This window comes from Corallococcus llansteffanensis, from assembly GCF_003612055.1.
Lineage (GTDB): Bacteria > Myxococcota > Myxococcia > Myxococcales > Myxococcaceae > Corallococcus > Corallococcus llansteffanensis.
On record NZ_RAWB01000266.1, the window covers coordinates 1 to 13,391 of the forward strand.

Sequence of the window (13,391 nt, forward strand, 5' to 3'; positions counted from 1 at the left end):
GACCAGGGGTTGGGGGGCGCTGGGGGCCGGCGTGGGCGCGGAGGGCGGCAGCCCGATGAGGGTCTCCCGCCGAGGCTCCGGCACGTCCTGCCAGGCCGACGGAACGGGCGTGGCGATGGGCGCCGCGGCCGCCTGTGGCCCGGCGGTGCCCAGCTCCAGCGCCGGCATCGCCACCCGGTGGGTGCGCGTCGGCGGCACGGGCGGCGGCCCCATCTGGGAATGGGCCGCTCCGGCGCTGGCCTCCACCTCGGCCTCGTCCAGCAGCAGCTCTGGCGGCGGCGGCGGGACGCTCATCGGCTCGTCCTCGTCCAGCGGACGGCCGATGTGCGTGGCGTCCTCGGGCGCGAGGAGCTGATCGGCGAAGAACTCGTCGACCTCCGACGCGAAGCGGTCCTGCAGGTCCCCGCCCACCACCCGTTCGCCCTGCTCGGTGAGCTTGAGCTGGGCCTCGCGGTCCATGGCGATGTAGTGGAACTTGCGCAGGAAGAAGAAGTAGTTGTCGAACTCCAGCGAGACGGACGGTTCGAGGGCGGCCTTCACGTCGGCCAGCTTGTTCGAGCGTCCCAGGCGGCCGTTCTCCCGCAGATTCTGCAGGATGAGCAGCGCCTCGCCACTGACGGTGTCACGATGGATTGCGGGCTTCGTCATGGGTGCGCGGACTCTACGCGGCCCCACCCCGGCGCTTCAACGTCTGCGCGACGAACTACTTGATGCGCAGCAACTGCTTCACCGTCTCCAGCACTTCCACGAACCGAACCGGCTTACGCAGGTAGATGTCCACCCCCAGCTGCATGGCCCGATCCTGGGCCTCCTTGCCGCCCGCGGAGATGGCGATGACCGGGATGGACTTGAGCGCCTCCTCCTCCCGGATGCGCTCCACCAGGGCGAACCCGTCCATCACCGGCATGTACAGGTCCAGCATCACCAGGCTGAAGCGGTCCTCGCGCAGCCGCAGCAGGGCGTGGTGCCCGTCCGGCGCGAAGTGGACTTCCAGGGGCACCTTGCCGTGCAGGTCGTTGCTCGCGAGCTTCTTCAGCACGTAGCTGTACATCTCGATGATGTGGGGGTTGTCCTCGACGATGAGCACACGGTACCCGTCCTGCTCGGAAGGGGTCGTCGCGCTGTCGTCCGGTCCCGCCGCACTCAAGATGTCACCCAGTCGCCGCCGATCCTGCTCGCTCTCCACACGGATGCCGACGCCCCCCGGCTGATCGGGGGCGGCCAGCCGCACCCAGGCCACGGTGCCGCCGACTTCTACCGGATCCAGCAGTCCCGGGAAAGAAAGTGCAAGCCGAAGCTCGTCCCCGACGACGAAGAGTTGCTCGGTCTGCACGAAGAACCCCCCCGCGGACAGGTTCTCCGTCACGTCCCGGAGCGGACGCCCATGCGGGTAGTCCACCCGGAGGATGGTGGGGATACGGGGGTGCTGCCGCTGGTCCGCAGGGTCCGGGCTCATAACAAGGGGTTGAAATCGCTCGGAAATTTGCTGATGGCGGTCCAGTCTACCGCCGAGGGTTTATGTTGACAACGAAGCCATTGCGGCAATACGTACGGCCCGCCATGGCGGAGCCCCTGTTCACTCCTGAAGAGCAGAAGAAGTTCGACGCGGGGATCGCGGAAATCCTCTCGCACTACCCCACTGATCGCAAAAGCGCCGGGATGTTGCCCGCGCTTCGCCTGCTTCAGGACCTCAAGGGCTGGTTGCCGCCCGAAGGCCTGCGGTTGGTGGCGAAGAACCTGGAAGTCACGCCGGAGCGCGCCTACGAGGTCGCCAGCTTCTACGTGATGTACCACCTGAAGAAACCGGGCAAGTACGTCATCGACGTGTGCACCAACCTGTCCTGCTCGCTGTGGGGGGCGGAGAAGATGCTCGCCTACCTGGAGCAGAAGCTGGGCATGACGGCGGGGGAGACGAACGAGAAGTTCACCCTGCGCGAGACCGAGTGCCTGGCGTCCTGCGGAACGGCGCCCTGCCTGCAGATCAACGAGGACCACCACGAGCGCCTGACCCAGGCCAAGCTGGACGCCATCCTGGCCCGGCTGTCGTGAGTCGCCCCTCCTCCCCCTCGCTTTCCTAGGACACCCATCCATGGCCTCTACGGCAAAGGCGGTTGAACCCGTCATCTCGGCGGCCTGGGGCAAGCCCCAGTCCTGGACCCTGGACAGCTACCGGCAGCGCGGTGGCTACGACGGGCTCAAGCGGGCGCTCACGATGGAGCCCCAGGCCATCATCGACGAGGTGAAGAAGTCCAACCTCCGCGGCCGCGGCGGCGCCGGCTTCCCCACGGGCATGAAGTGGAGCTTCGTCCCCAAGGACAGCCCCAAGCCCAAGTACCTGGCCGTCAACGGCGACGAGTCCGAGCCGGGCACCTTCAAGGACCGCTACATCCTGGAGAACGACCCGCACATGATGCTGGAGGGCATCGCCATCGCGTCGTACGCGCTGGGCGTGCACACCTGCTACGTGTACCTGCGCGGTGAGTTCAAGTTCCAGGCGGAGCGCACCCAGGCGGCCATCGACGAGGCCTACAAGGCCGGCATCTTCGGCAAGTCCATGCTGGGCAAGGACTTCACCCTGGACTGCTACGTCGTCCGCGGCGCCGGCGCGTACATCTGCGGCGAGGAGACGGCGCTGCTGGAGAGCCTGGAGGGCAAGAAGGGCTGGCCGCGCCTGAAGCCGCCCTTCCCCGCCGTGGTGGGCCTGTTCGGCAGCCCCACCGTGGTGAACAACGTGGAGACGCTCGCCAGCGTGCCCTGCATCCTCGCGAAGGGCGCGGAGTGGTACGCGAAGCTGGGCACGGACAAGTCGGGCGGCACGCACCTGGTGTGCCTGTCGGGGTCGGTGAACCGGCCGGGCGTCTACGAGGTGGGGATGCACACCACCATCCTGGAGCTCATCCACGACGACCAGTACGGCCAGGGCATGCCCAAGGGCCGCAAGGTGAAGGCGGTCATCCCGGGCGGCTCCTCCGCGCCGGTGCTGGGCGCGGACGAGCTGGACGTGGCGCTGGAGTTCGAGGCGCTGAAGATGAAGCAGACGATGGCCGGCTCCGGCGGCGTCATCGTGATGGACGACGCCACCTGCATGGTGCGCAGCCTGTGGCGCGTGGCCCGCTTCTACGCGGAAGAGTCCTGCGGCCAGTGCACGCCGTGCCGCGAGGGCACGCCCTGGCAGACGCGCCTCTTGCGCAAGATCGAAGAAGGCCGGGGCGAGCCGGGCGACATCGACATGCTGTCGAACGTGGCGTCCTCCATCGCGCCCTACCCGCCCATCGGTCTGGGCAACACCATCTGCGCGCTGGGCGACGCGGCGGCACTGCCCACGCACTCCTTCCTCATGCGGTTCCGGGACGAGTTCGAGGCTCACCTGCGGGAGAAGCGCTGCCCGTTCGGTGACCGCCCCTGGGGTTCCTACGGAGACTGGTCTTGAACATCGAGTTGGCTCTCTTCGGCGTTTTCGCCGTCATGACGCTGGTGTCGGCGGGGCTGGTCATCACGGCGCGCAGCCCCATCAACTCCGCCATGGCCCTGGTGTCGACGTTCTTCTTCCTGGCCGGCATCTACGTGCTCCTGTGGGCGCACACGGTGGCCGTCATGCAGGTGCTCGTCTACGCGGGCGCCATCATGGTGCTCTTCCTGTTCGTCATCATGCTGCTGAACCTGGGGGACGCGGCCCACCGCGGCCGCCCCACGGTGACGCGCATCCTGGGAGGGGCCTCCGCGTTCGGCCTGCTGGCCGTACTGGCCGTGACGCTCGGCCGCACCCAGGCCCTGCCGGCGGAGATGGGCCCCCAGGCCCAGGCGACGTTCGGCACCATGGCGGCCATCGGGCAGTCCATCTTCACCTCCTGGCTGCTGCCCTTCGAAGCCGTCAGCCTGCTGCTCCTGGTGGCGATGGTGGGCGCGGTGGTCGTGGCCAAGTCCCGGATCTGATCCCCGCCTTCGGACAACTTCTGCTAGATGGCGCGGGCGGGCTGGTGCAGCCGTCCGCCTGAAAGCCAAGAGCTTCCGCACATGGTTCCCATCACCTACTACCTCCTGCTGGCCGCCGCGCTCTTCTGCATGGGCATGTTCGGCGTGCTGGTGCGCACCAACGCGCTGGTCGTCTTCATGTGCGTGGAGCTGATGCTCAACGCGGTCAACCTCACGTTCCTGGCCTTCTCGCGCATGCACGGCGACGGCATCGGGCACGTGTCCGCCTTCTTCGTCATCGCCGTGGCGGCCGCGGAAGCGGCCATCGGTCTGGCCATCGTCATCGCGGTCTTCCGCAGTCGCGGCTCCGTGAACGTGGACGACATCCGGACGATGAAGCACTGAATCCCGTCACTCCCTGAGCCCATCCATGGACGGAATCGTCGAATTCTTCAGAACGGCACCCATCCCCCCCGAGGTGTTCTCACCCTCGCTGGGATTGATCATCCTGCTGCCGCTCCTGGGCGCGTTCGTGTGCGGCGTGTTCGGCAAGTGGCTGGGCCGCGCGAACGTGCACCTGGTGGCGTGCTCCGCCATCGCCGGCGCCTTCGTGCTGAGCCTGATGGCCTTCTGGGCCACCAGCGACGCGGCGGGCGGGCGCGTGGTGAGCATGCCCAACCCGTTCGGCCTGGACCGCGACGTCGTGCGCTACGCCATCGCGCATGACTACGGCACCTGGTTCGCGGCGGGCGACTTCCGCGTGAACTTCGGGCTGCTGGTGGACCACCTGTCGGGCATCCTGCTGCTGGTCATCACCGGCGTGGGCTTCCTCATCCACCTGTACTCCACGAGCTACATGGAGCACGACGACGGGTACTGGCGCTTCTTCGCGTACCTGAACCTCTTCGTCGCCGCGATGCTGACGCTGGTGATGGCCGACAACCTGGTCCTGCTCTTCGTGGGCTGGGAGGGCGTGGGCATGGCCAGCTACCTGCTCATCGGCTTCTGGTACACGGACAGCGCGAAGGCGTGGGCAGGCCGCAAGGCGTTCGTCACCAACCGCATCGGTGACTTCGCGTTCCTCATCGGCACGTTCCTGCTCATCCTCACGGTGAGCGCCTTCAACCGCCAGGCGGACGTGCGTGACTACGCCGCCGCGGGCACCGCCAAGGCCCGCTACGAGCAGGGCCTGTCGGAGAGGGGCCCCGTCACCTTCAAGGGCCTGGAGAAGATGGCGCTCGCCCTCCCCGAAGGCGTGGGCGGCGCGGTGTCCCTGTCCACGCCCATCGAGGCGGGGCCGCTGTCCGGCTACACCTTCGGCGGCGTGATGACCGCCACGATGCTGCTGTTCCTGCTCGGCGCCGCCGGCAAGAGCGCGCAGCTGCCCCTGTACGTCTGGCTGCCGGACGCGATGGCCGGCCCCACGCCGGTGTCCGCGCTCATCCACGCCGCCACGATGGTCACCGCGGGCGTGTACCTGTTCTGCCGCATGAGCTCGCTGCTGGTGCTCTCCCCCACCGCCATGGCGACCATCGCCATCGTGGGCGCGCTCACGTCGCTGCTGGCGGCGCTCATCGCGTTCGCGCAGGACGACATCAAGAAGGTGCTCGCCTACTCCACGGTGTCGCAGCTGGGCATCATGTTCATGGGCGTGGGCATGGGCGTCTTCTGGGCGGCCGCGCTGCACCTGGTGACGCACGCGTGCTTCAAGGCCTGCCTCTTCCTGGGCGCCGGCAGCGTGATGCACGGCAACGGGGACGAGACGGACATCAAGAAGCTGGGCGGCCTGTGGAAGGAGATGAAGTGGACGCACGCCACGTTCCTCGTCTCCACGCTGGCCATCACCGGCATCATTCCGCTCTCTGGCTTCTTCTCCAAGGACGCCGTCTTCCACGGCGTGCACCACAACCACCTGCACGAGCTGCACTGGGTGTCGGGGCTGGTCTACGCGCTGGGCCTGGTCATCACCGCGTGCACGGCGTTCTACATGTCGCGCGTGTACCTGCTGACCTTCACGGGCCGGCGCTCCCCGGAGGCCCGGGTGGCGCACGCGCACGAGAGCGCCTGGCACATGACGCTGCCCCTGGTCATCCTGGCGTTCCTCAGCATCGTGACGCTGGTGTACGCGCTGCCGCTGATGCCCCGCTCGGGCTCGGGCGGCGGCTTCCAGCCGCTGTTCGAGAACTTCCTGAGCCCCGTGCTGCGCCCGGCGGAGGCCGTGGCCCGCACGGCGAAGACGGTGGTGCTGGACAGCAGCGTGCCGGCCTTCCTGGACTACCTCATCGCGTGGCTCGTGGCCCTGTCCGGCGGCGCGACGGCGGCGTTCCTCTACCTGAAGTTCTTCCCCGCCCAGGTCGGCAAGCCCGTGCCGGCGTTCGCCCGCGCGGTGCGCCGCACGGCGCAGAACAAGTTCTACGTGGATGAGCTGTACGAGTTCATCCTCATCCGGCCGGTGAAGTTCATGGCCTTCATCCTCTTCCGCGTGGTGGACGCGCTCGTCATCGACACGGTGCTGGTGCGCGGCACCGCCTACGTGACGGAGAAGGTGGGCTTCGGGCTGCGCCGGCTCCAGACGGGCGACGCGCAGGCCTACGCCGCCATCATGGCGCTCGCCATCCTGGGCGGCGCGGTCTACGCCCTCCTGCAGGTGCTTTCATGAGCTTCTTCGACACCCACCTGTTGAACGTCGTCATCTACCTGCCGCTGGTGTTCGCGGCGCTGGTGCTGATGCTGCCCTCCACGGAGCACGGGCAGGTCCGCGCCATCACGTTCGTGGGCATGCTGCTGGACCTGGTGTTCGGCGTCTGGGCGTACTTCCGCTTCGAGCCCTCCGGCGCGGAGTTCCAGATGGAGTTCCGCGTCCCGTGGTTCCAGCAGTTCGGGATGAGCTACCACCTGGGCGTGGACGGGCTCGCGGTGAGCCTGCTGCTCTTGACGGTGTTCCTGGGCCCGCTGGTGGTGCTCGCCTCCACCACGTACATCACGCACCGCATCAAGGAGTTCCACCTGGCGCTGCTGGTGCTCCAGACGACGATGCTGGGCGCGCTGGCGTCCATGGACGTCCTGCTCTTCTACATCTTCTTCGAAGCCATGCTCATCCCCATGTACCTGATGGTGGGCGTGTGGGGCGCCGAGGACCGGCGCATGGCGGCGGTGAAGTTCTTCCTCTACACGCTGGTCGGCTCGCTGCTGATGCTGGTGGCCATCGTGGCGCTGTACTTCGTGAGCGGCGCTCCGGGCACGCGCTCGTTCGACTACGGCACGCTCTACAACAACCTGCTCGGCGCCAATCAGCAGCTCGCCGCGTGCGCCAGCGGTCCCGAGGGCGCGTGCGCGTCGCTGACGGGCCTGGCCGCCACGCTGCACACGTATGGCCCGTGGATGTTCGCCGCGTTCGCGCTGGCGTTCGCCATCAAGGTCCCCATGTGGCCGGTGCACACCTGGTTGCCGGACGCGCACGTGCAGGCGCCGGTGGCGGGGTCCATGATTCTTGCCGGCGTGATGCTGAAGATGGGCACCTACGGCTTCTGGCGCTTCGCGATCCCCCTGTTCCCGGTGGCGGCCCAGGCGGCGCGGCCGTTCCTGGCGGTGCTGGCCGTGATTGGCATCGTGTACGGGGCGCTGATGTGCCTGGCGCAGCGGGACATCAAGAAGCTCATCGCGTACTCGTCCGTCAGCCACCTGGGCTACTGCATGCTGGGCCTGCTGGCGGTGACGAGCGAGGGCGCCACGGGCAGCGCGTACCAGATGCTGAACCACGGCGTGTCCACGGGCGCGCTGTTCCTCCTGTTCGGCTTCCTCTACGAGCGCCGGCACACGCGGCTCATGTCGGACTACGGCGGCATCGCCAAGGTGATGCCGGTGTTCACCGCGGCGTTCGTCATCATCACGTTCTCGTCGGTGGCGGTGCCGGGCACCAACGGCTTCATCGGTGAGTTCCTGGTGCTGATGGGCACCTTCAAGAGCACCCTGCCCCTGGGCTTCGGCGCGTTCGCCACCCTGGGTGTCATCCTGGGCGCGGCGTACATGCTGTGGATGGTGCAGAAGGTGTTCTTCGGCGGCATCACCCACCGGGAGAACCAGCACCTGCGCGACATGAACCTGCGCGAGATGCTCACCACGGCGCCCTTCATCGTGCTGGTGGCGGTGATGGGCCTGATGCCGCAGCCCTTCCTGGACCGCATCGCCCCGTCCACGGACCGCTACGTGGCGCGCGCCAGCGTGGGCGCTCCGGGCGCCCCCCAGGCGAAGAACGACCAGCTGCGCGTGGAGGTGATGTCGCTGCCCTCCACCGCCGCCGCGGCCCGCCCCTCCGTTCCCGCCGCGCCGCTCGCCGCGCGCGAGTAGGCCCCGAAAGACTCCATGACCCTGCCAAACCTCACCCTGGCGGATTTCCTCCCCCTGCTGCCCGCCATCATCATGGTGGTGGCGGCCTCCGTCCTGCTGCTGTCGGAGGTGTTCCTCTCCGCCACGGCGTCCCGCGGCTACCAGGCGGTGCTCACCGTCGTGGCGGCGGCGGCCAGCGGCGCCGTGGCCGTGGGCCTGATGTTCGAGCCGCCGCAGGAGGTGTTCCTCGGCTTCGGCGTGCTGGACCCCTTCTCCAGCTTCCTCACCCTGGTGGTGAGCGTGGGCCTGGGGCTGGCGGCGCTGAGCGCGGTGGGCTTCCTGCGCAAGCGCGGGGCGGAGCGCGGTGAGTTCTACGCGCTGATGCTCTTCGCGTCCGCGGGCATGAGCCTGCTGGCCATGTCGTCGGAGTTCATCACCATCTTCATCAACATCGAGGTGCTCTCCATCGCGACGTACGCGCTGACGGCGTACCTGCGCCGGGGCACCCGGCCGAGCGAGGCGGGCTTCAAGTACTTCATCCTGGGCGCCTTCTCCTCCGCCGTCCTGCTGTACGGCACGGCGCTGCTGTACGGGGCCACGGGCACGACGAAGCTCAACGACATGGTGGTCCCGCTGCAGCAGGCGCTCTCCACCAACCCGGCGCTCGTCTACGTGGGCGCGGTCCTCATCGCCGCGGGCTTCGCGTTCAAGGTGGCGGCCGTTCCGTTCCACATGTGGACGCCGGACGTGTACGAAGGGGCCCCCACGCCGGTGACGGCGCTGATGAGCGCGGGCGTGAAGGCGGCGGCGTTCGCCTCGCTGGTGCGCGTGTTCCTCACGGTGGGCAAGGGCATGGACCCGAAGCTGCCGCTGATGCTGTTCGCCACGCTGGCGCTGCTCACCATGGTGGCCGGCAACCTGATGGCCATCCCGCAGCGCAACGTGAAGCGCATGCTGGCGTACTCCTCCATCGCGCACGCGGGCTACCTGCTCCTGGGCGTGGCGGCGCTGTTCGTCACCGCGCCGGGCGAGCACTTCCGCGTGCTGTCCGCCTCGTCGCTGTCGGGCGGGACGCCGCTGGACGTGGCCCGTTCGGACGCGCTGCGCGGCATCCTGTACTACCTGCTGGCGTACACCTTCAGCGCGGTGGGCGCGTTCGCGATGGTGTCCGCGCTGGAGCGCCGCGAGGACGAGGAGAAGGGCACCGCGTGGGACCTGGAGCGCTTCGCGGGCCTGGCACAGCGCCGGCCGGGCTGGGCGTTCGCCATGGCGGCCTTCATGCTGTCCCTGGGCGGCATCCCCCCCACGGTGGGCTTCATGAGCAAGCTGGTCATCTTCCAGGCCGCCATCGACGTGGGCCTCGTGGGCCTCACCATCGTGGCGGTGCTCTCCAGCGCGGCGGGCGCGTATTACTACCTGCGCGTCGTCGTCTACATGTTCATGCACCCCGTCCCGGAGGGCGCGCAGCCCCTGGAGCGCAACTGGGGCACCGAGGCCGCGCTGGTCATCTCCACCGTGGCCGTCATCCTCCTGGGCATCCTCCCCGGCCACGTCACCGACTGGCTCGCCCAGGCGGGCACGCTGTTCGGCCAGTAGCTCCCGGTCCGGACCGTCCGTAGCACCCGACGCCCGTCGCGGCCCCTGGCCCGGCGGGCGTTGTCGTTGCGGGGAGCCGGTGCGCGCGGCGCGCTCGCCACGGCCGGCCACCGCATGACGCAGGCGGGCATCAAGGCGTCACGGGCTGGCGCGCGTTGCAGAAGTGAAATGGGCGGAGGACGCGGCCGGGATGCCTGGAGCGGAAAAGAAGGCGGCCCGGCACCCGGAAGGGTGTCGGGCCGCGGGTCTTCTCAAGGTGACACACCGGAAGTGCTGAAAGGGTGGGGGGGAACCACTTTCAGCCTCGCTTCGATGCGTCCCGGACCTGAGCCTTAGCAGGTGCCATGCCAGCCGCTTCAAGAACCAAAACTCCAGGGTTCTCAGGCACTTGGACGGACGGACAACACTGCCGCCCCCTCCCTCCGGCATTGCAGGGCTGAAATCCGGTTTCAGATTTGAAAAGCTTTAACAAAACCAGGGGTTTGTTTTTTTCAACCTTGAACGCGCCCGATTTCGGATCTGCACTCGCCCTGGAGAGGGGTGCGACACGGACTCCGAGGCCTACTCGCGGGCACCGGCGGGGGGCCGGAGGTTGAGGCGCTTCATCTTCCGCCACAGCGTGGTGGAGGAGACGCCCAGCTCGTCGGCCACGCGGGCCAGGTCCACGCCGTGGCGCTCCAGGGCCTGGACGATGGCGCGGCGCTCGGCCTCCTCCACCACCTCCGCCAGCGTGGGGCCGGACGACTCCGGGCCGGTGGCGCGGGCCTCCGTGGGGGGCAGGCCCTGGCCCGAGGAGGCCGCCGGCAGCACGCGGCCCTGGGGGCGCAGCGGGAAGTCCTCGGGCAGCAGCTCGTCCGCCTCCGCCAGCGCGGCGGCCTGCTCCACCAGGTTCTCCAGCTCGCGCACGTTGCCGGGGAAGTCGTACGTCATCAGGTGCTCCACGGCGGTGGCGGACAGGCGCCGGGGCCGGGGGCTGCGGGCGTTGGAGCGCTGCAGGAAGTGCTCGGCCAGGGCGGGCACATCCTCCAGGCGCTCGCGCAGCGGGGGCACGCGCAGCATCACCACGTTGAGGCGGTAGTAGAGGTCCTGGCGGAAGCGCTTTTCCTTCACCTCCAGCTCGATGTCGCGGTTGGTGGCCGCGGCGATGCGCACGTCCACGCGCAGCGCGGTGGACTCGCCCACGCGGCGCACCTCTCCGTCCTGGAGCGTGCGCAGGAGCTTGGACTGGAAGGTGGGGCTCGTCTCCGTCACCTCGTCGATGAAGAGCGTGCCGCCGTCCGCCTCCTCGAAGAGGCCCCGGCGCGTCTTCACCGCGCCGGTGAAGGCGCCCTTCGCGTGGCCGAAGAGCTCGCTCTCCAGGAGCGTCTCGCTGATGGCCGCGCAGTTGACGGGCACGAAGGGCTGGCCGCTGCGGCGGCTGTGCGCGTGGAGGGCGCGGGCCACCAGCTCCTTGCCCGTGCCACTCTCGCCCTGGATGAGGACGGTGGCGTCGCTCTGCGCGACGCGCAGCAGGCGCGTGGTGAGCTCGCGCATCGCCTGGCTGCGACCCACCAGCGCGGACAGGCCGTGGCGCTGGTTGAACTCGGTGGCGAAGTTGTCCACCGCCGCCTGCAGCTTGGCCCGCTCCAGGGCGCGCTCCACGCGGTAGCGCAGCTCGCCTTCCTTGAAGGGCTTGGTGACGTAGTCGTACGCCCCCAGGCGCATGGCCTCCACGGCGCTCTCGATGGAGCCGAAGGCCGTCATCATGATGGCCTGGAGGCGCGGGGCCACCTCCAGCCCGCGCTTGAGGAGCGTGAGCCCGTCCATGGGCTCCATCTTCAGGTCCGTGAGCAGCAGGTCCACCCGGCCCTGCGCGAGCACGCCCAGGGCCTCCTCGCCGGTGGCGGCCTCGGACACGGTGTAGCCCTCGCCGCGCAGGAGCAGCGCGGTGGTGGCGCGCATGTTGCGTTGGTCGTCCACCACGAGGATGCGCCCTCGGGGGATGGGGGTGGTCGCGTCGGTCATGGGAAGGACAGGGGCTGCGTGAGCGGCAGCCGGAAGGTGAAGGTGGTTCCGCGTCCCGGGGCGCTCTCCACCGCGATCTCTCCGCGGTGCTCCTCCAGGATGCGCTTCACCACCGCGAGCCCCAGGCCGGTGCCCTGCGCCTTGGTGGTGAAGAAGGGTTCGAAGACGCGGTGGAGCAGTTCGGCCGGGATGCCCGGCCCCTGGTCCGTCACGTCGATGCGCAGCTGTTCCCGGCCGCCGTGCGCCTCACGGCGGGCCTTCACCTGCAGCTGGCCGCCCTGGGGCATGGACTGGAGGGCGTTGACGGCCACGTTGACGAGCGCCTGGCGGATGAGCCGCCGGTCCATGGGCACCGGAGGCATGCCGGGCTCCACCTCCGAGTGGATGTGCACCGGCCGCTCCGTGGCGCCCAGCGCCTTCGCCGCCTCCAGCGAGTCCTGGAGCACGCGCAGCAGGTCCTCGTTCTGGAGCACCGGGTTGCGCGGGCGGGTGTAGTCCAGCAGGTCCCCCACCATCCGGTTGAGGCGGTCGCTCTCCTCCCCCAGGATGTCCATGAGCATGGCGGCGTCGCCCTCCAGCTTCATGATCCGCCGGAGGGACGCCACCGCGTTGAAGATGACGCCCAGGGGGTTTCGCACCTCGTGCGCGACGATGGCGGACAGCTCGCCCAGGGCCGCGAGCCGCTCGCGCTTCACCATCTCCGCGCGGGTGGCGGCCAGCTCCGCGTAGCTGGCCCAGAGCGATTCGTAGAGCCGCGCGTTCGCGATGGACAGCGCGAGCTGGCCGCAGGTGGCCTCCGCCAGGTCGATGAGCTCCGGGCCGAAGGGGCGCGGGCCGCGCACGTCGTCCACCATCACCACGCCGATGAGCTCCTCGCGCGACGTGAGGGGCAGGCCCAGCAGGGCCTTCTCTCCCAGGCGTTCGACGAGCGCGGTGCTGGCGGACGCGCCGACCCGGGACAGGTCCTCGATGGCGATGGGCTTGCGCTCCCGGGCCACGCGCGCGGCCAGGTCGTCGCTGTCGAGCGGCACCACCACCGTGCGGAACAGGTCGCGGTGGGCCGCCGACGCCGCCGCGCCCCGGAGCACCTTCGCCTGCTCGTCGTAGAGCAGGATGAAGCAGTTGGACACGTCCAGCAGGTGCACGAGGAAGTCGGACGCGACGTCCAGGATGCTCGCCGTCTCCAGCACGCCCGACGTGGTGCGCGCCAGGTCCAGCAGCAGGCGCGTCTCGGTGAGCTGGCGCGCGGACTCCGCCCGGAGGCGGCGCTGCTCCAGCAGCATCACCAGCAGCTCCGCCAGCGTGGCCAGCAGCCGCGCGTCGCGCGCGTCGAACGGCTTGTCCTTCTGGCGCAGGGCCTGCACCGCGCCCACGCCCTCGCCGCCCCGGGTGAGCCGCGCCGCCGTGCCACAGCCGAAGCGGCCTTCGGACAGCGCCTCCAGCGCGCGGCCCTGGGCGTCGGAGGACAGCACGCCCCCGTCCTCCCGGAGCGACGCGGCCAGCAGCACGCCGGTGAGGCGCTCCGGGTCCCCACCCTCCTGGCGCCCCTCCTC

Annotated in this window: 10 protein-coding genes and 1 pseudogene; 7 read left to right on the top strand and 4 right to left on the bottom strand. The window is 69.3% G+C overall.

Annotated elements, in window-relative coordinates; genetic code table 11:
- Together D7V93_RS23605 and D7V93_RS23610 are read right to left on the bottom strand one after the other, a co-directional pair.
- Window positions 1–648, bottom strand: a pseudogene (locus D7V93_RS23605) (serine/threonine-protein kinase); the annotation flags it as partial.
- A 55-nt stretch (window positions 649–703) separates the two neighbouring features.
- Entirely contained in the window at window positions 704–1,456 is a 753-nt protein-coding gene (locus tag D7V93_RS23610) for a TIGR02266 family protein (protein ID WP_120611776.1), read from the bottom strand.
- Window positions 1,457–1,560: 104 nt separating this feature from the next.
- On the opposite strand from D7V93_RS23610, the gene D7V93_RS23615 reads away from it, so the two are divergent.
- The 7 genes from D7V93_RS23615 (at window position 1,561) to D7V93_RS23645 (ending at window position 9,834) form a co-directional block, all read left to right on the top strand.
- A complete protein-coding gene (locus D7V93_RS23615) occupies window positions 1,561–2,049 on the top strand; it encodes an NADH-quinone oxidoreductase subunit NuoE family protein (RefSeq protein ID WP_120645561.1) in 489 nt (162 codons plus the stop codon).
- Window positions 2,050–2,089: 40 nt separating this feature from the next.
- Complete coding sequence (gene nuoF, locus D7V93_RS23620; protein WP_120645562.1) at window positions 2,090–3,430, top strand: NADH-quinone oxidoreductase subunit NuoF; 1,341 nt, start codon at window positions 2,090–2,092, stop codon at window positions 3,428–3,430.
- Window positions 3,427–3,933 (top strand): NADH-quinone oxidoreductase subunit J family protein, encoded by a 507-nt coding sequence (locus D7V93_RS23625; protein WP_120645563.1) that lies wholly within the window; start codon window positions 3,427–3,429, stop codon window positions 3,931–3,933. Before nuoF ends, D7V93_RS23625 begins: the two co-directional genes overlap by 4 nt.
- Window positions 3,934–4,014: 81 nt before the next feature.
- The gene (gene nuoK / locus D7V93_RS23630; RefSeq protein WP_120645564.1) at window positions 4,015–4,317 is read left to right on the top strand and encodes an NADH-quinone oxidoreductase subunit NuoK; all 303 of its coding nucleotides are present in this window, start codon (window positions 4,015–4,017) and stop codon (window positions 4,315–4,317) included.
- A 25-nt stretch (window positions 4,318–4,342) separates the two neighbouring features.
- Window positions 4,343–6,571: an NADH-quinone oxidoreductase subunit L gene (nuoL, locus tag D7V93_RS23635; RefSeq protein ID WP_120645565.1), complete on the top strand. Its 2,229-nt coding sequence runs from the start codon at window positions 4,343–4,345 to the stop codon at window positions 6,569–6,571.
- Entirely contained in the window at window positions 6,568–8,259 is a 1,692-nt protein-coding gene (locus D7V93_RS23640; RefSeq protein ID WP_120645566.1) for a complex I subunit 4 family protein, read from the top strand. Before nuoL ends, D7V93_RS23640 begins: the two co-directional genes overlap by 4 nt.
- A gap of 15 nt (window positions 8,260–8,274) precedes the next feature.
- Window positions 8,275–9,834, top strand: coding sequence for an NADH-quinone oxidoreductase subunit N (locus tag D7V93_RS23645; RefSeq protein ID WP_120645567.1), 1,560 nt, complete (start codon window positions 8,275–8,277; stop codon window positions 9,832–9,834).
- A gap of 561 nt (window positions 9,835–10,395) precedes the next feature.
- Here D7V93_RS23645 and D7V93_RS23650 read toward each other — a convergent pair.
- Complete coding sequence (locus tag D7V93_RS23650; protein WP_120645568.1) at window positions 10,396–11,838, bottom strand: sigma-54-dependent transcriptional regulator; 1,443 nt, start codon at window positions 11,836–11,838, stop codon at window positions 10,396–10,398.
- A partial coding sequence (locus D7V93_RS23655; protein WP_147451290.1) for a sensor histidine kinase occupies window positions 11,835–13,391 on the bottom strand: 1,557 nt, incomplete at its 5' end. The genes D7V93_RS23655 and D7V93_RS23650, both read right to left, overlap by 4 nt.